The sequence below is a fragment of the Rhodoblastus sp. genome, from assembly GCF_019449565.1.
Lineage (GTDB): Bacteria > Pseudomonadota > Alphaproteobacteria > Rhizobiales > Beijerinckiaceae > Rhodoblastus.
Genome location: NZ_JAGRPM010000063.1, coordinates 40,181 through 58,394 on the forward strand (window position 1 = coordinate 40,181; position 18,214 = coordinate 58,394).

Annotated in this window: 15 protein-coding genes; 9 read left to right on the plus strand and 6 right to left on the minus strand. The window is 65.3% G+C overall.

The features are described 5' to 3' along the window. Positions 1-77: 77 nt before the first annotated feature. Positions 78-950 (minus strand): S-methyl-5'-thioadenosine phosphorylase, encoded by an 873-nt coding sequence (locus tag QZ409_RS14545; RefSeq protein WP_296712707.1) that lies wholly within the window; start codon positions 948-950, stop codon positions 78-80. Between the two features lie 440 nt (positions 951-1,390). Between QZ409_RS14545 and QZ409_RS14550 the strand changes: the two genes are divergently transcribed. Next, a complete protein-coding gene (locus tag QZ409_RS14550; protein ID WP_296712710.1) occupies positions 1,391-2,386 on the plus strand; it encodes a MaoC/PaaZ C-terminal domain-containing protein in 996 nt (331 codons plus the stop codon). 37 nt (positions 2,387-2,423) lie between these two features. On the opposite strand, the gene QZ409_RS14555 is transcribed toward QZ409_RS14550, so the two are convergent. From QZ409_RS14555 to QZ409_RS14575, 5 genes are all read right to left on the minus strand, one after another. Continuing rightward, on the minus strand, positions 2,424-3,605 hold the full coding sequence (locus tag QZ409_RS14555; protein ID WP_296712713.1) for a DUF459 domain-containing protein: 1,182 nt from the start codon (positions 3,603-3,605) through the stop codon (positions 2,424-2,426). Positions 3,606-3,643: 38 nt separating this feature from the next. Further along, a complete protein-coding gene (locus QZ409_RS14560; protein WP_296712716.1) occupies positions 3,644-3,847 on the minus strand; it encodes a hypothetical protein in 204 nt (67 codons plus the stop codon). Positions 3,848-4,362: 515 nt separating this feature from the next. Then, the gene (locus tag QZ409_RS14565; protein WP_296712718.1) at positions 4,363-6,018 is read right to left on the minus strand and encodes a DUF882 domain-containing protein; all 1,656 of its coding nucleotides are present in this window, start codon (positions 6,016-6,018) and stop codon (positions 4,363-4,365) included. 284 nt (positions 6,019-6,302) lie between these two features. After that, on the minus strand, positions 6,303-7,955 hold the full coding sequence (locus tag QZ409_RS14570; protein ID WP_296712722.1) for a L,D-transpeptidase family protein: 1,653 nt from the start codon (positions 7,953-7,955) through the stop codon (positions 6,303-6,305). A gap of 175 nt (positions 7,956-8,130) precedes the next feature. Continuing rightward, positions 8,131-9,615 (minus strand): sigma-54 dependent transcriptional regulator, encoded by a 1,485-nt coding sequence (locus tag QZ409_RS14575; protein WP_296712831.1) that lies wholly within the window; start codon positions 9,613-9,615, stop codon positions 8,131-8,133. Positions 9,616-9,864: 249 nt separating this feature from the next. Between QZ409_RS14575 and QZ409_RS14580 the strand changes: the two genes are divergently transcribed. From QZ409_RS14580 to QZ409_RS14615, 8 genes are all read left to right on the plus strand, one after another. Continuing rightward, the gene (locus tag QZ409_RS14580; protein ID WP_296712833.1) at positions 9,865-11,664 is read left to right on the plus strand and encodes a M3 family oligoendopeptidase; all 1,800 of its coding nucleotides are present in this window, start codon (positions 9,865-9,867) and stop codon (positions 11,662-11,664) included. 22 nt (positions 11,665-11,686) lie between these two features. After that, a complete protein-coding gene (locus QZ409_RS14585) occupies positions 11,687-12,652 on the plus strand; it encodes an alpha/beta hydrolase (RefSeq protein ID WP_296712725.1) in 966 nt (321 codons plus the stop codon). A 1-nt stretch (position 12,653) separates the two neighbouring features. Next, positions 12,654-13,208, plus strand: coding sequence for a YbhB/YbcL family Raf kinase inhibitor-like protein (locus QZ409_RS14590; protein ID WP_296712729.1), 555 nt, complete (start codon positions 12,654-12,656; stop codon positions 13,206-13,208). Positions 13,209-13,256: 48 nt separating this feature from the next. Then, positions 13,257-14,600, plus strand: coding sequence for an AarF/ABC1/UbiB kinase family protein (locus tag QZ409_RS14595; RefSeq protein ID WP_296712733.1), 1,344 nt, complete (start codon positions 13,257-13,259; stop codon positions 14,598-14,600). Positions 14,601-14,767: 167 nt separating this feature from the next. After that, a complete protein-coding gene (locus QZ409_RS14600) occupies positions 14,768-14,929 on the plus strand; it encodes an aa3-type cytochrome c oxidase subunit IV (protein ID WP_296712738.1) in 162 nt (53 codons plus the stop codon). Positions 14,930-15,025: 96 nt separating this feature from the next. Further along, positions 15,026-16,162 carry a Re/Si-specific NAD(P)(+) transhydrogenase subunit alpha gene (locus tag QZ409_RS14605; RefSeq protein WP_296712741.1) on the plus strand — a complete coding sequence of 379 codons (1,137 nt, stop codon included), beginning with the start codon at positions 15,026-15,028 and terminating at the stop codon, positions 16,160-16,162. 93 nt (positions 16,163-16,255) lie between these two features. Beyond that, positions 16,256-16,702 (plus strand): proton-translocating transhydrogenase family protein, encoded by a 447-nt coding sequence (locus QZ409_RS14610; protein WP_296712743.1) that lies wholly within the window; start codon positions 16,256-16,258, stop codon positions 16,700-16,702. Positions 16,703-16,707: 5 nt separating this feature from the next. Beyond that, positions 16,708-18,111, plus strand: a complete 1,404-nt coding sequence (locus QZ409_RS14615) for an NAD(P)(+) transhydrogenase (Re/Si-specific) subunit beta (RefSeq protein ID WP_296712747.1) — start codon at positions 16,708-16,710, stop codon at positions 18,109-18,111. Positions 18,112-18,214 lie beyond the last annotated feature (103 nt).

Consider the following 18,214-nt stretch of genomic DNA (forward strand, 5'->3'; position numbering starts at 1 on the left):
CTCCAGGGGTGTCGGAAACGAACGCGAAGCGCGGCTTATAAAAGGCGAGCGCCCTTATGGCAAGGCGCGTCGGCTCATTAGGCGAGAACGCGCGCGAGGATCGCGTCGAGCTTGCCCACCAATTCCGGGTCCCAGGCGTCGCGTGCGGTGACCAGCGCGTAGTCCAGCGCGCGGTCTGAGCCGATCGGGCAGGGCGCGTGTTCGGCGGGAAAATCCTGCATCAGCCGGGCGAGCAGTTTCGAGGCCTTTTCCGCGTTGGATTTCACCACGGCGAGAATGTCGTGGACCTCGACCGCCGCGATATCGTCGCGCCAGCAATCATAATCCGTCACCATGGCGAGCGTGGCGTAGGACATTTCCGCCTCGCGGGCGAGTTTGGCCTCAGGCAGGCCGGTCATGCCGATCACATGATAGCCGGCGTCCTTGTAGCCGAGCGATTCCGCGCGCGAGGAAAATTGCGGCCCCTCCATGCAGACATAGGTTCCGCCCTTGACGATTTCGATCTGCTCGGCATGGGCGGCGGCGACGATGCGATGCTGCAACAGCGGCGCGACCGGATGCGCCATGGAGACATGGGCGACGCAGCCATTGCCGAAGAAGGAGGATTGCCGTCCGAAGGTGCGGTCGACGAACTGGTCCACGGCGACGAACAGGCCGGGCGGCAGCTCCTCGCGGAACGAGCCGCAGGCGGAGACGGAAATGATGTCGGTCACGCCGACGCGCTTGAGCGCGTCAATATTGGCGCGGTAATTAATGCCCGAGGGCGACAGGCGATGGCCGCGCCCGTGACGCGGCAGGAAAACGGCCTGCGTGCCGCCGATCCGGCCGAAGCGCAGCAGATCCGAAGGCTCGCCCCAGGGAGTCGCCACGGCTTCCTCGCGGACGTCCTCCAGACCGGGCAGGTCATAGACGCCGGAGCCGCCAATAATTCCGAGAAGCGCTTTGGTCATTTTGCTGTCGCCTTTGGGCCGATTCTTTTGGGTCGATTGTTTTGGGTAGATTCCTGGGGCGGCAAAGTGGCGCAAGCCCGGCGGGCGGGCAAGCCCCCGGCAGGGAGAAAACGAGCCCCCGGCAGAGAGAAAAGAGCCCCCGGCGGGCTGAAAAAAGCCCCGGCGGAGCAAGACGCCCTGCTCAAGACAAAAAAAACCGGACGCTTTCGCGTCCGGCGCCGCCAGCACAAGGCAGGGCGTAGTCTTTTCCACACGGAGACAGCAGGGGAGGACAGCTGGTCCGTTTGTGGAGTGAGACCTTTATGGCTGATTGTGCGGCGCACAACAAATTCGCAATCGTCTGGGCTGGTATGCGACTATTGCATAGCTTGCTTTTTCGCGCTGCGTCTTGCTCGCGCTCCGCTCCTGCGCCAAAGTCGCCGCCAGCGGCGGAGACATAGATGAGTCTTTTGACATTCGAGGATTTTCGCCCCGGCGAGACGAGGACCTATGGCGATTATCTGATTGACGAGGGGGAGCTTCTGGCCTTTTCCGCCGCTTATGACGCGCAGCCCTTCCATCTCGACGCCGAGGCGGCGAAGGATACGATTCTCGGCGGTCTGGCGGCGTCGGGCTGGCAGGTTTGCTCAGCGCTGATGCGCATGATGATCGATTCCTGGCTCGGCGAAAGCTCCGTTCTGGCCGGAATAGGCATTGAGGATAACCGCTGGCTGGCGCCTGTCCGCGCCGGCGACCGACTGACCGCCACCACCACGACGCTGGAAAAATCCGATTTGCGCTCGCGGCCCGGCGCCGGAATCGTCAAGGTGCAGACGTCATTGCGCAATCAGGATGGCCGCGAGGTCATGACCCAGACGATTTCGAATCTTTTCGCGCGCAGGACCCCATTGGCGGAGGCGCTGGCGGGGGCGCCGCGCCGCTCCGCGCCAAATGCCCAGGACGCCGCGCCTTCAGAGCGGATCGACGACCCTTTGGGCGCAATGCCGGAGGATTTCGCGCGGGCGCGCGTCGGCGCTTTTGCGGAACTGGGCGAGACCCTGTTCACCGCCGAGCTGATCCGCGATTACGCCTTGAAATATGATCCCGCGCCTTTCCATATCGATGAAGAGGCCGGCAAGGCGCATCTCCTCGGCGCCATGTCGGCGGCGGGGCTGCATACCGCTTCCTGCTGGATGAGCCATTTTATCGAAACGCGCCGCCGTCTCGCCGGCGGCGAACTGGCCAGCCGCGCGTCGCCGGGTTTTCGGGACATGCTGTGGCGCCGGCCGGTGCTCCTTGGCGACCGCATCGCTTTTTCGACCCAGGTCATCGCCAAGCGCGAGACCTCCAAACCCGGCGTCGGCCTCATCACCAGCCGCAATCGCGGCGTCAACCAGCGCGGCGAACTCGTGATCGACTTCGTCGCAGCGGTTTTTGCGCCGGTGGCGCCGGCCTGAACATCCGCGTTTTGGAGCGGCCGCTTGGGGAACCAGCCTATCTAGCGGGCCAAGCGAAATCATCCGCGCGGCCGGGCTGCGCGGGCGCGGCCTCGATCGCCTTGGGCTGGGCGCGACCAACCGGCGGAGCCGCGAGGGCGCCACCGGGCGAAACGGCTGTTTCGGTGAGGCTCTCAATCTTTCCCGCGATGGGTTTCGGCGGCGGCGCGACCGGCGCGGCAGCCTCTGGCGCGGCGGGGGGCGTTGTTTCATTGCCGCCGGGCATCGCCGGCACCCCGGGCGCGGGCGTCGCCGGAGCCTCGGGCGCGGCGCCAGCGGGCGTCTCGGGCGGCTGCAAGGCGGCTTCGAGCAATTTGCGGATTTCGGGCTCGACGAAATGCGCGGCCTTGCGCGCGCCGGCCTTGTTGAAATGAACGCCGTCGGCAGCGCGCAGGCGGACGATGACGCCGTTCACATCGGGGCCGGACGCGCGATAGACCGAATCCTCGTCGGAAAAGGCCTCCCAGAGATCGACATAACGCGCGCCCTGCGCCTCGGCATATTGTCTGTCGATGTCATTGAAGACGAGTGCGGCGTTGGAGAGGGATTCGCTGCGCATGATCGGTTGGCCGACCCAGATGAGCGGAACCTTTTTTTCTTGAAAAATCGCCGCAAGCTCCTCGGCCCGCTTGGCGTAGATTTCGTTGAACGGCTTGCTCAGCGGCTCCGGACTCGGCTCGCCGCCGAGCCGCAGCTTCTGATTGTCGTTGATGCCGATCTGGACCACGGCGGCGTCGAAATGTTGCGGCCCGTCGAGCAGGGTCCGCGCCGCCGCGCGCCAGTCGTAAAAGTCGTTGCGGACGAGGCCGGTATCTTCCTTCGCCTTGTTGACGATGGCGACGCGATGGTCGCCGGCGAAGGCTTCGGCGAGGCCCTGGGCCAGCATATTGGCCTGGCTGTCGCCGATGACGGCGACGAAGAAGGTCGGCGCCTGTTTGACCGTCTGTACGTCGCCGCCGGGAGCGCCCGGAATGGCCGGATTGGGCGCCGTCGCGGCGGGCTTGGGCTTCGGACGATGGATCGGTCGCGGCCTCGGCTCCTCGGGAGGCCGGGCGCGGCGGGGCGCGAAAATCGAGCCGAAAAAGTCGGAGAACGGATTTTGCGCCGCCGCCGGGGGAGCCGAGCCGGCCAGGCAGACGAGCGCGAGCAGAAGAACGGGCAGACGGCGAATGATCGGCATCGCGCGATGCTAGCCGATTCCGGCCGGCGAAGCGAGCGTCAGGCCTTTTTGAGCCGCATTTCGATATCGGAGGTCGCCGACATCACCCTGTTGGGGTTGAGAGTGAGCGAAACGAGGCCGAAACCAATCGCCATCAGCATCACGAGCCGGACAAATTGCTGCCAGCGGCAGGCGGCCGGGCTATCCGCGCGGCGCCGGCGCTCCACGAAGAATTCCTCGGACTTGATCGCATCCTGAATCATTGCTCGATCTTTCCAGCGGGATCGGCGCGCCACCTCGGACGGCGCTCTCAATCAGGCTAGGACTTCAGGCTTAACAGGACATTAACCATCAGGCTGCACGCGCGAGCTAAACGTGTGGAGTGGTTTGGCTAAATGATATGCCGGGCGTAAAGCAGGACGGCGGAAAAAAGGAGAATCATGGACGAAAAGAATATATAATCTGCAAACAGCTCAACCTTATCTGTATTTACAGAGTTTCTGATGGAGTAAAATGACAAAAGGCATGTGCTCATGAATCAAAGCGCTGCAATTATACATATTTCATCCAAATAGGTCCAATCAGATGATCCGCTTAATTTGATTGCCGTAATCAATACAAAGCATATTCCGAGAAGATTCGAGGCTGCATTAAGGATGTGGGGCTGGCGTTGCTCGGTCATGTCTATCTGTAAGATGTCGAAAACGGCCCGACGAAGGCGATGGGGGGCAAGTTGTCGCGCGGCAGACTTGCGCCTGAAACGTTCCGCTTTCGCTTGCTAGTCGTCATCCTTCTGGGAGAAGGAATTGGCGCTCAGGATAGTCGCTTTCGCGCTGAACCCCGTCTGCGCGCCGCGCCGTGGCGCATTGGCGGCAAGCGCGTCAGTCTTTGCGGCGGAGCGCAGGGCGGGGGCGAATCCGGCGCTGTTTTTGGGCCGGGCCTCGATCTGGGGCGCGGGCGTCGTCATCGCCTGTAGCGTGGCGCGGTCCAGGCGGGCCGGCGTGATCTGGCTGGCGACCGCTTTCGCGGCGCGTTGATCCTCGGCCTTGCTCTGCGCGGCGGCGCGCAGCGGCGGCAGCGGGGGGCGCGGCGGCGGCAGCGGAACGGCCACGCTCGCGGGGGCGGCGTAGGCGAGGGCGGAGGTCTCGCTGGCGGAGGGACGCAAGGCCAGCGACGAGCCGCGCGTGATCACGTCGGGCAAGCGGGCGAGTTCGGCTGGCCGGGGCGGGGGAACGGGCGCGTCGAGGGCCGCAACCAGATTGTCGGGGCGGCGCGGCGGCGCGGGATGATTGACGGCCGGGGCGTCGTCGGCTTCAGCCGCCTGCTGGGGCGCTTCCTGCGGCGCCGAACGGGAGGGCTGAGCGACGGGCTCCGGTTGCGCCGGCGCGGCCTGGACCGCCGGCGGGGGCGCAGGCTGCTGCGCGGCGACCGCGCGACGGCCAAAGCCGGAATCGTCCGGGGCGCCCATATAGGTTTCGCCGCGCGGCAGGTCGGCCTCGGCGCTCGCGACCATCCGGCGTTGGGCGTTGGCGGCGGGGGCGTCGCTGGCCGGAGCAGAACGCGCCGAGGCGACGCGGGTCGGGCGGGTGACCCGCGCCATCTGGCGGGCCTCCTCCTCGTCCTCGCCGCCGCCGAAAATCTTGGCGAAGAAGCCGAAGATGCCGCCCGGGGACGTGGCTTCGGCAAAGGTCGCCGCCTCGCCGCCGCGCGCGAGAATTTCGGCGCGAGCTTCCTCGTAGCGCTCCATCGGCTTGCCGTTGGAGGGGATGTGGACGGTCTTGCCGTCGGGGAACAGCCGCGCCAGCTGGTCGTAATTCATGCGCGGCCAGTGGCGCACGCCGCCGACGTCGAGATGGACGAAGGGCGTCCCGGCGGTGGGATAATAGCCGACGCCGCCGCGCTGCATGCGCATGCCGATCTCGCGCAGCTTCTCCATGGAAAGACCCGGCATGCTGGTATCCATGGCTTTGCCGAGCATGTGCTGGGAATGTTCGGCCACGGCGCTGGAGCGGCGGCGAAGCATGGCGTTGGTGGAAGGGCAGCGATAGGCGGACATCACGATGATCGGATCGTCCGGCCCGAGGCGGTTGGCGCTGCGGTAGGCCTCCCAGACCACATCGAACAGCCGGGGGTCCATTTTGGTTGGTTCGTCATTTCGCCAGTCGCGCAGGAACCAATTCAGCTTTTCGAGCGTTTCCGCGTCGTAATGGCCATTGACCCGGAAGGTCGCGGCGATCGTGTCCTTGCGGTGCGCGTGGTAGAGAAAAATGGTGCGGGTGTCGCCATTGGCGGCGGCGGATTCCAGCGCCTCGGGGGCTAGAACGGCGAAAAGGCCGAGGGCGGCGACGCAGACGCGTTTGCCGGCGGGCCGTCTTGCGCGTTTGAGAACGCGTCGGGCCGCGGCGAGGCTTGCGGCGAGGCTGGGCAAAATCAAACGCGCTCCCATCGTGTTTGTCTTGACGTTTCGTCCGGACGCAAACTTGGCGAAAATGGTAACGAAATTATTGCGCGAATAGGTTGACGTCAGGTTCACGAACGTCGGTTTTTCATGCCTGGCGGCGCATCTGATTACATCATCTGTCGCGGCAAAGCCACAGCAGGGCGAAACTTAGTTCCGCCCTGCGCTTTTTTGTCGCTTGTGGCCAAATTAACAAAATTCGCGGCGATTCTAGGGCAGAATTGCGGCTGTCCCCCAGCGGCGGCCCCAAACCAAAGCGCTCAGCCGCCGAGGCCGAGCAATTCGCGCGTCTTGCGGCTGTAACCGTAGATATCCTCGAAGCGCTGCGCCTGGCCGCCCTGGTCAACGGCGAAGGTGAAATAGACGATATGGATCGGCATTGGCTCGGGCAGGTTGACCCTGCGCTCGGATTTGCCGACCATTTTTCTTAGCCGCGCTTCGGTCCAGCCGCGCTCCGGCCGCAGCAGGTCTTCGGCCAGCTTGAAGGGCTGGTCGACGCGCACGCAGCCATGGCTATAAGCGCGGCGGGACGTCGCGAACAGGTTGCGCGTCGGCGTATCGTGCATGTAGACGGCATAATCATTGGGGAAGATGAACTTGATCTGGCCCAAAGCATTGCGCTCGCCCGGCGGCTGGCGGACCGTGAGCCGGCCATTGACGGTGCGGATGTCATAGCCCTGCGCCCGCAGCGCATCGAGCTTTGGCATCATTTCATTCTTGATGATCGACTGCGGCACGTTCCAGGACGGATTGACGACCAGATATTCCATCTTGTCGGAGAACAAAGGCGTCGGCTTGTCCGGCTTCCCGGTGATGACGCGGATAGGCAGGATCACGGCATTGTCGCGATAGAGCCGCGCGGTGAATTCCGGGATGTTGACCACGACCCGGTCGCTCCCGAGTTCGCGCGGCAGCCAGCGCCAGAATTCCATATTGGTGAGGATCTCGGCTTCTAGATCGGCGTTGCGGCGCGCGCCGAGCGCCGGAGAGGCGTCGCTCACGCCGCGTCCGCGCTCGGTGGCTGCGACCCGGGCCTGAAGCTCGGGCGCGGCGCGGACCTCCGCCAACTTGTCGCGCAAGGCAAGATAGCCGGGATGCTGCGGGTTATAATCGTGCAGGGTCTTGTCGGCGTCGGCGGATTTCGAGGTTTCGTCCAGCGCTTGCGCCGCGCTCACGACAGGGGCGTGCGCGCCGATCAGGCGAGAGATCCGGCTGGGGTCGATCCGGCCGCCGCTGGCCTGGAGGGCGTAAGCCGCCACGGCCTCGGACAGCGCGATGTCGCCAAGCGCGAGCGAGGCGTCGGGGCCCTGGTCGAGCGAATAGACGCGGAAAGCGCGCAGATCGAGCCCATCGTCCGGCGCCTGCTGGAGGCGTTCGAAAGCGGCGCGGGCCGCCGGGGTCCAATGGCCGTCGGCGAGCCAGACCGGCGCGTCGCCGCGGCTGGCGTAAAAAGCGTCCACAGCCTGGCGCAGGGCGCGCATTGGCGCGGGCTGGCGCAGGCCCTCGGCGGATTCGCGGGAGAGCGCGGCGCGGATCGCCTGGTTCATCGCCGGCTTGGCCGGGCCGAGCGGCTCCGTTGCGACAATTTCCGATGTGCGTGCTGGCTCGGCGCCAACGGTCTGGGCTTCGGCGGCGGGCTCGGGCGAATCCTGGCTGGCCGAAGTCAGGCCATGTTCCTTGCCCGACTCCTCATTGGCCTTGGCTGGCTCGGGCGAAGCGGGCGGGATGGTCCAAATTGCGCCGGGCGCCTTCGCAGGCGCGATCGCGGCCGTCGAATCATCAGTTGCGGCGCTGTGCGCGGCATCCACTGCGGCGTTGGGCGCGGCCTGGCTTAAAGCGGGGACGGCCGCGACGAGCGCGGCGGCGGCCAGAGCCGTCCGAAACTTTGCGGCGGACGCGCCAAGCAGAAACATCCAAAAGCCTTTCAAGCCGGGGGCGGGGCCTGGGCCCGCCGCGCGCCGTTCGCGCGACCTTACAGGATCTGGCCGCCCTTACGGTTAAATTCAAATGCCGCCTTGCCGCAATGGGCGCGGCTCGCAATATTGTGACTGTCGCGCGAAGGCCACAGGGCCGGGCGGAGGCGCCCGCTCAAGCGGCGTCGACTCCGTCGCCCGCGATATTCTCCGCCAGGCCATATTCCTTCATTTTGCGGTAGAGCGTCGAACGGCCAATGCCCAATTTGCGCGCCATTTCGGACATCTGGCCGCGATAATGGGTGAGCGCGAAGCGAATGGCCTTTTCTTCCAGCCATTCCAGCCGGTGGACGTCGCCATTCTCGTCGAGAAGCTTGAGAGAATTGGGGTCGCGCATCTCGACGCGGACGATTTCGCGCTGGACTTCGCGCTGCCCGACCGGCGGCGGGGCCGGCGGAACGCGGACGTCGAAGCCGTCGACATGGGCGGCGATTTGCGGGAATTCGGCCACGGTCAGTTCGTCGCCGTCGGAGAGCACCACTGCGCGGAACAGGGCGTTTTCGAGCTGGCGGACGTTGCCCGGCCAGTCATAGGTCGAGAGCATGGACATGGCCTCGGCGGTCAGGCCGCGAATCCTCTTGCCTTCCTCGGCGCTGAAACGGGCGAGGAAGCGCCGCGCCAGGTCGGGAATGTCGGCGCGGCGCGTCCGCAGCGGCGGGATTGAGATCGGGAAGACATTGAGCCGGTAATAGAGATCCTCGCGGAATCGGCCCTGTTTCACCAGTTCGATCAGGTTCTGGTTCGTCGCCGAGATCAGGCGGACGTCCACGCGCACCGGTTTGCGGGCGCCGACGGGGTCGATTTCGCCTTCCTGCAGCGCGCGCAGCAGCTTGACCTGGGTCTCCAATGGCAGTTCGCCGACCTCGTCGAGGAAGAGCGTGCCGCCGCTGGCCTCGACGAATTTGCCGATATGCTTGTCGGACGCGCCGGTGAAGGCGCCCTTCTCGTGGCCGAACAGGATGGACTCGACGAGATTTTGCGGCAGCGCGCCGCAATTGACCGTGACGAAGGGCTTGCCGCGCCGGTCAGAGGCGCCTTGGATTGCGCGGGCCATCAATTCCTTGCCGACGCCCGATTCGCCTTCGATCAGGACGGGAATGTTGGATTTGGCGGCGCGCTCGCCGAGCCGGATGGCGCGGGCCATCTCCTCTCCGCGCGACAGAATGTCGCGAAAGGTCAGATTGCCGGTCGCCTTGCGGCCGATGCGGCGGATTTCGCCCTCAAGCGCGCCGAATCGCAGCGCGTTCTTGATCGAAATCTGCAACCGCTCGGCGCCGACGGGCTTGACCACGAAATCCGTCGCCCCGGCGCGCATGGCCGAAATCACCGCCTCGATGGAGCCATGGGCGGTCTGGACGATCACGGGCGTGGCGATTTTTCCGTCGCGCATCCGGGCGAGCACGCCCATGCCGTCGAGATCGGGCATGACGAGATCGAGAATGAGAAGGTCGATATGAGGCTGATCGACGGCCTGTAGCCGCGCCAGGGCGGCCTCGCCGCCCTCGACACATTCCGCATTATAGCCAAAACGGCGCGCCATGGCTTCGAGAAGCCGCCGTTGTACGGGGTCGTCGTCGGCGATCAGGATGGTCGATGTCATCATCTTCTTTCGCGCGGGCCGTTTTGCCGCTTGGCGACATGCTGCGCCATTACGGTAAATGCGGTGTTAACGCGCGGCGGGCGCTTGGCTTGCGGGACCCTGTTGAGAGACCGGGTCGCGAGAATAGGTTACGGGAACAGGTTGATTGCCGCCGCCCCTCGCCAATATGGTGTCCAGTTGTAATTGAAATTCCTGCAAAGGCCTGGCCCGTCCATGATCGATCCCTCCGCGCCTCCCGTTCGCTTCAGCATGTCTTCCGGCGCGGCGCCGGCCGAGGATCTGCCCTGCTGGCGGCTCGACGATCTCTATGAGGGGCTGGACAGCCCGCGCTTTGCCGAGGACATGAAGCGGATGGTCCATGAATGCCGGGCCTTCGCCGCCAGCTATCGCGGCGCGCTCGCCGGCCTGCTTGCGGGCGCGGACGCCCCGCGCAAGCTCTATGAGGCGATCGTCCGCTTCGAGGCGATCGACGACCTCATCACGAAAATCATGTCCTTCGCCGGCCTTTCCTATGCCGAGAACACCGTCGATCCGGCCCGCGCCAAGTTTTACGGCGACGCGCAGGACAAGGTGACCGCCGCCTCGACCGATCTGCTTTTTTTCCAGCTTGAACTGAACCGGCTCGACGACGCGGCTCTGGCCGCCGCGCTGGAGCAGGCGCCCCTGTCACATTACCGGCCCTGGGTCGAGGACCTGCGCCTCGAAAAGCCTTATCAGCTCGAAGATCGCATCGAGCAATTGTTCCACGAGAAGTCCGTCACCGGCCATTCCGCCTGGAACCGGCTGTTCGACGAGACCATCGCCTCACTGCGCTTCGAGGTCGACGGCAAGCAATTGACGCTGGAGCCGGCGCTGAACCTGTTTCAGGACGCCGACCCCGCCATGCGCGAAAAGGCCTCCAACGCCATCGCCAAGACCCTGAAGGAAAATCTCCGCATTTTCGCCCTCGTCTCCAATGTTCTCGCCAAGGACAAGGAAATCGCGGACACATGGCGCGGCTTCAAGGATGTCGCGGAATCGCGGCATCTGTCCAATCGCGTCGAGCCGGAAGTCGTCGACGCGATGGTCGCGGCTGTGCGCGCCGCCTATCCACGCCTGTCGCACCGCTATTACAAGCTCAAGGCGCGCTGGTTCGGCAAGGACAAGCTGTATCACTGGGACCGCAACGCGCCGCTGCCGGACGCGCCGCAGAAGAATTACGACTGGGCGGAGGCGCGCACGGCGGTGCTCTCGGCCTATGGCCGGTTTTCGCCGCGCATGGCCGAGATCGCCAAGCAGTTCTTCGACAAGAACTGGATTGACGCGCCGGTGCGGCCCGGCAAGGCGCCCGGCGCTTTCGCCCATCCGACCTCGCCCTCCGTGCATCCCTATGTACTGCTCAATTATCAGGGCAAACCGCGCGACGTGATGACGTTGGCCCATGAGCTTGGCCATGGCGTGCATCAGGTGCTGGCGGGGCCCAATGGCGCGCTGATGGCGCCGACGCCGCTGACCCTGGCGGAAACCGCATCGGTATTTGGCGAAATGCTGACCTTCCGCGCCCTTCTCGCCGAGGCGAAGGACCCGCGCGAACGCCGCGCGCTGCTGGCCTCCAAAGTCGAGGACATGCTCAATACGGTTGTGCGGCAGATCGCGTTCTATTCATTCGAGCGCAAGTTGCATAGCGAGCGCAAGAATGGCGAACTGACCGCCGAGCAGATCTGCGAGCTATGGATGAGCGTGCAGGCCGAAAGCCTCGGCCCGGCCATCGAGTTCGGCCCCGGCTACGAGACCTTCTGGGCCTATATCCCGCATTTCATCCATTCGCCCTTCTATGTCTACGCTTACGCTTTCGGCGACTGCCTCGTGAACTCCCTCTATGGCGTCTACCAAAAGGCCGAGCCGGGCTTCGTGGACAAATATTTCGCGTTGCTCTCGGCAGGCGGCTCGAAACATTACAGCGAGTTGCTGAAGCCCTTCGGCCTCGACGCCAGGGATCCGGCGTTCTGGAGCATTGGCCTGTCGATGATCGAAGGTCTGATAGACGAGTTGGAAAGCCTGTCCTCGTGAGCGGCGGCGCCGGCGACCGCTCATGCTGACCTCAGCCTTGACCTTACTGGTCTTTTACTGGCTGCTTGCCGTCGGCGCGCTGGCGCTGGTTAATCTCGTTCTGGTCCGCTTCATCCAGTCGCTGGTTCCGCCGGTCGGACGTTTCGTGGACGTGGGCGGCCTGCGCCTGCATCTGGTCGACACCGGCGAGAAGGCGGAGCAGAGCGAGCCGCCGCTGGTTTTCGTGCATGGCCTGCTCGGACAGCTCAATCATTTTTCCTTCGCGCTGGCCGCGCGCTTCCCGGAGCGGCGCGTCGTCCTGATCGATCGTCCCGGCTCGGGCTATTCGCAAACCGCCCATCCGCAGACGCTTGCGGCCCAGGCGAATGTCCTCGCGGAGACGATCGAGCGGCTTGGCCTGCACAAGCCGCTCATGGTCGGCCATTCGTTCGGTGGCGCGGTCGCGCTCGCGCTTGCGCTCGACCATCGCGAAAAACTTGGCGGACTGGCTCTAATCGCGCCCTTGACCCTGATGGTGGCCAAGCCGCCCAAGCCATTCGCGGCTCTGTCCAATCGCAGCCGGCTCTCGCTATGGTTCGGCGCCTGGACGCTCGGCCCGGTCGCGACCTTGTTGCGCTCCCGGGTCGCGCGCGACGAGGTCTTCGCGCCCGATCCCATGCCGGCGCGGTTCTGGAACGACGGCGGCGGCCTGCTCGCCGCCAGGCCGTCCGCCCTGCTTGCCGCTTCGAGCGACATTGTTACGCAACCGCAGGAATTGCCGAGGATGACGTTGCGCTATGGCGCGCTCGATCTGCCCATCGGCGTGCTTTTCGGCGCGGGAGACCTCGTGCTTGACCCCCGCACGCAGGGCGAGGGATTTTGTGCCATCGCGCCCGATGCCAAGCTGACGCGGATCGCGGGCGGCCATATGCTGCCGGTGACGCGTCCGGCCGAGACCGAAGCTTTTATACGCGGCGTTCTGGCGCGGCTGGATGACATGGGAGAATGAAATGACTTTGAAAAGGCTCGCGGCTTCGGTTTTTCTGCTGGCGGCTTCCGCGACAAGCGTTTGGGCTTTTGCGCTGAAAAGCCCCGACATCGCGCCCGGCGGCGGCCCGATCGCCGAGACATTTGTCTATAATGGCTTCGGCTGCGCGGGCGGCGACCTTTCGCCGGCCCTGTCCTGGAGCAATCCTCCGGCCGGGACCAAGAGCTTTGCCCTCATGGTTCATGACCCGGACGCGCCTACCGGCGGCGCGGGCTTCTGGCATTGGATCGTCTATAATATCCCGGCGAGCGCGACGGGCCTGCCGCAGGGTGTCGGCAAGGACGGCAAGGGCCTGCCGGCGGGCGCGCTCCAGGTCGCGACCGATTTCGGCGTTCCCGGCTATGGCGGCCCCTGTCCGCCCAAGGGCGACAAGCCGCATCATTACAATTTCACGGTCTATGCGCTGAAAACCGACAAGCTCGACCTGCCGCCCCATGCGACGGCCTCGCTCGCGGGCTTCCTGATCAACGCCAATTCGCTGGGCAAGGCCAGCCTGACGGGAACCTACGGACGCTGAGCCTTTGTCGCCTTTCGCGCGTATAAGTCCGGTCGGGAAGGGCGTTGCATGAAGGATGACGAGGCCAATCGCTTTGGGGCGCGCGCCGCCCGCTATCTCGCCGTGGGCGCGCGGGCGGGCGGCTTCGCCGCGCGCGTCGCCGGCGGGCGGCTGTTCGGCAAGGGCAGGGATGGCGACGCCGAGGCGCTGGCGCGCGCGCTCGGCGGGCTCAAGGGGCCGCTGATGAAGGCGGCGCAGCTCATCTCCACCATTCCGGAGGCTTTGCCCGCCGATTATGCCGAGGCGCTGGCGGGCCTGCAAAGCCAGGCCCCGCCGATGGGCGCGGCCTTCGTCCGCCGCCGCATGAGCGCGGAGCTTGGTCCGGACTGGCGCGCCAAATTCGCCGAATTTGACTTGCAACCCGCCGCCGCCGCCTCGCTCGGGCAGGTCCATCGCGCTCGCACGCCCGAAGGGGCCGATGTCGCCTGCAAGCTGCAATATCCGGACATGGCCTCGGCGGTGGAGGCCGATCTCGCCCAGCTCGATCTCGCTTTGTCGCTGCACCGGCGGCTCGACCCGGCCATCGACGCGCGCGAGGCGGCGCTGGAGATCGCCGAACGCCTGCGCGAGGAGCTGGACTATCGTCGCGAGGCCAGACACGCGGGGCTTTACCGGCTGATGCTGGCCGCGCGCGGCGATATCCGCGTTCCCGGAGTTCATGAGGCGCTTTCGACCGGCCGGCTGCTGACGCTCGACTGGCTGGAGGGAGAGCCGGTGCTGTCGCTGGTCGATGCGCCGGAACCGGAGCGCAACGCCGTCGCGCGGGCGATCTTCGGCGCCTGGTGGGAGCCTTTCGCGCGGTTCGGCGTGATCCACGGCGACCCGCATCTGGGCAATTATACGGGCTTCCGCAAGCATGGCGCGGCGGCGGGCGTCAATCTGCTGGACTATGGCTGCGTCCGCATTTTCCCTCCGGCTTTTGTCGGCGGCGTGGTCCAGCTTTACCGGGGCTTGCGCGAAGGGCGGGCGGAGCAGGTCGCGGAGGCCTACCGGATCTGGGGCTTCCGCAATCTCACCCATGATTTGATCGAGGCGCTGACGATCTGGGCGCGTTTCATTCTCGGGCCGCTGCTTGACGACCGGCCGCGCACCATTGCAGACGGGGTTTCAGCCGGCGCCTATGGCCGGCGCGAGGCGGCGGAAGTGCATCGTCACCTTCGGGAGAAGGGGCCGGTGCTGATCCCGCGCGAATTCGTCTTCATGGACCGCGCGGCCATCGGCCTCGGCGGAGCCTTCCTGCATCTTTCGGCGCGGCTCAACTTCCACCGCCTGTTCGAGGAGGCCCTTGAGGACTTCGACCTCGGCGCCCTCGCCGCGCGGCAAGGCGAGGCTCTCGCGCGGATGGGGTTATGACCCCCGGTTTCGTGCGGATTTTTCTTAATTTTCGCGCCATCGTCAGAAAGTCGGGGCGAAATTGCGGCGCCTACCTTATAACAGTTGCCTTGGGCCTGCCCTTTTGGGAAAACTAGCCTGCAAGGCCTCGAAAATGAGAACAGGGCCCACGAAACGAGGAGAGGAATATGGCCGCGAACCAAGTGACGACGGCGGATGGCGCGCTCGGCCAATCCGATATGGACTACCCGGCGCATCTGGCGACCTATCACTTTTTCACCTCATTGATAAAATGGGGGACGGTCTTTGTCGTTCTCGCCGTGCTCCTGCTGGCCTTTCTTACGCTTTGATCCCAAGTCTTCTCTGATCCCCAAGATACGCGCGCGCCGAAAAAGGCGCGCTGGACCTTTCAAGACCCGCTCCCTGCGGGCCATGTGGAGTCATTCATGCGCATTGCCGTTCCCGCCGAAACCGACGCCAATGAAGCGCGCGTCGCGGCGACGCCCGAAACCGTCAAGAAGCTCATCGGCCTCGGCGCCGATGTCGTGGTTCAGGCCGGCGCCGGCACAGGCTCCGGCATCACCGACGCCGATTTCGAAAAGGCCGGCGCCGCGATCGCCGCCGACGCGGCCGCGACCGTCGCGGGCGCCGATGTCGTGCTAGCGGTCCGCCGACCGACTTCCGCCTCGCTCGCCGGCGTCACGCATGGCGCAGCGGTCCTTGCCATCATGGACCCCTATGGACAGCATGACGCCGTGCTGGACCTCGCCCACGCCAATATTCAGGCCTTCGCGATGGAGTTGATGCCGCGCATCACCCGCGCCCAGGTGATGGACGTGCTGTCGTCGCAGGCCAATCTTGCCGGCTATCGCGCGGTGCTCGACGCGGCGGCCGAATATGGCCGCGCCATTCCGATGATGATGACCGCGGCGGGCACGGTCCCGGCGGCTAAGATCTTCATCATGGGCGTCGGCGTCGCGGGCCTTCAGGCCATCGCCACGGCGCGCCGCCTTGGCGGCGTCGTCACCGCGACCGACGTGCGGCCCGCCACCAAGGAGCAGGTGGAATCGCTCGGCGCGAAATTCCTCGCCGTCGAGGACGAGGAGTTCAAGCAGGCCCAGACGGCGGGCGGCTACGCCAAGGAAATGTCCAAGGAATATCAGGCCAAGCAGGCGGCTCTCACCGCCTCGCATATCGCCAAGCAGGACATCGTCGTCACCACGGCGCTCATTCCTGGGCGTCCGGCGCCGAAGCTCATCACCGCCGACATGGTCGCCTCGATGCGGCCGGGCTCGGTCATCGTCGATCTCGCGGTCGAGCGTGGCGGCAATTGCGAACTGGCGCGTCCGGGCGAGGTCGTTGTCACCGACAACCACGTCAAGATCGTCGGCCATCTCAATGTCGCGGGCCGTCTCGCGGCCACCGCCTCGCAGCTTTACGCCAAGAACCTGTTCGCCTTCCTCGAAACCCTGATCGACAAGGAGAGCAAGGCTCTCAAGATCGACAGCGAGGACGAGCTGGTCAAGGCGACGCGGCTCACGGCCGATGGCGCGATCGTCCATCCCAGTTTCGCGGCGGCCTGAGGCCGTCCAACTTCCTTTCGCGGCGGCCTCAGGCCGCCGTCCCGGCCCAAGCGGTCCATCCCATTGTGACAGCCCGAGAGAGGGGCGCATTCCATGGCTACTGACGCACAAACGCTCGTCGACGCCGCCCGGTCCGCGGCGCAGAACGCCCGCGCCGCGGCCGACGCCGCGCAAAATTACGCCGACCAGATTGCCGACGCCGCCGGAGCGGCCGCTCATGGCGCGAGCGGCGGGGCGATTGATCCCTTCGTCTTCCGCCTCGCGATCTTCGTGCTCGCGATTTTCGTCGGCTATTACGTCGTGTGGTCGGTGACTCCGGCGCTGCATACGCCGCTGATGTCGGTCACCAACGCCATTTCCTCGGTGATCGTCGTCGGCGCGCTGCTGTCCGTCGGCGTCGACGCGGCGGGAACGAGCGATAGCGGCCCGGCCTGGGCGCATATCTTCGGCTTTATCGCGCTGATCCTCGCGTCGGTGAACATCTTTGGCGGCTTCCTCGTCACCGAGCGCATGCTCGCCATGTACAAGAAGAAGGGCTGAGGTCCATGAACGTCAATCTCGCGGCCCTTCTCTATCTCGTCTCGGGCGTCCTGTTCATCTTCGCCTTGCGCGGCCTGTCGCATCCGACGACCTCGCGCCAGGGCAATCGCAACGGCATGATCGGCATGGCCATCGCCGTTGTCACCACTTTGGCCTTGCGGCCGCCGTCGAGCGTGTCCGGCTGGCTGCTGGTCGTTTTCGGTCTGCTGATCGGCGGCGGCTTCGGCGCGGTGGTCGCCCGCCGCATCGAAATGACCAAGATGCCGCAGCTGGTCGCCTTCTTCCACTCGCTCGTCGGCCTCGCCGCCGTGCTGGTGGCGGCGGGCGCCCTGTTCGCCCCGCAGGCCTTCGGCATCGGCGTGCCCGGCGACATTCACCGCGCCAGCCTGATCGAAATGTCGCTCGGCGCGGCGATCGGCGCGCTCACCTTCACCGGCTCGATCATCGCCTTCCTGAAGCTCGACGGTCGTATGTCGGGCAAGCCGATCATGCTGCCGCAGCGCCACGTCATCAATCTCGCGCTCGCTATCGCGCTCGTGTTGCTGATGGCGGCCTTCTTCGGCACGGGCGGCGCTTTCCTGTTCCTGCTGATCGTGCTGGTCTCGCTGGCGCTCGGCGTGCTGCTCATCATCCCGATCGGCGGCGCCGACATGCCGGTCGTGATCTCGATGCTCAATTCCTATTCCGGCTGGGCGGCCGCGGGCATCGGCTTCACCCTGGGCAACCTGGCGCTGATCATCACCGGCGCGCTGGTCGGCTCCTCAGGCGCGATCCTGTCCTACATCATGTGCAAGGGCATGAACCGCTCCTTCATCTCCGTCATTCTCGGCGGCTTCGGCGGCGAGGACGCTGCGGCGGCCAGCGGCGAGAAGGATACGCGGCCGGTCAAGCAGGGCTCGCCGGACGACGCCGCCTATATCATGCAGAACTCGTCCAAGATCATCATCGTGCCCGGCTATGGCATGGCGGTGGCGCAGGCACAGCACGCCCTGCGCGAAATGGCCGATCTGCTCAAGGAGGAAGGCGTTGAGGTCAAATACGCCATCCACCCCGTGGCGGGCCGCATGCCCGGCCATATGAACGTGCTGCTGGCGGAAGCCAATGTCCCCTATGATGAGGTTTTCGAACTGGAGGACATTAATTCCGAATTCTCGCAGGCGGATGTGGCCTTCGTGATCGGCGCAAATGACGTCACCAATCCGGCGGCCAAGACCGACAAGACTTCGGCGATCTATGGCATGCCGATCCTCGATGTCGAAAAGGCCAAGACGGTCATGTTCATCAAGCGCGGCATGAGCTCGGGCTATGCCGGCGTCGAGAACGAATTGTTCTTCAAGGACAATACGATGATGCTGTTCGGCGACGCCAAGAAGGTGGTCGAGAACATCATCAAGGCCATGAACCACTAAATCGCGCTCGTCTCCGCGTGCGGGGGCGCAAGCCGGGATCACCGGCTTGCGCCTTTTTCTTTGTGCGGAGAAATTTGCCGCGACGCCCTTTATTCGCAGGCGC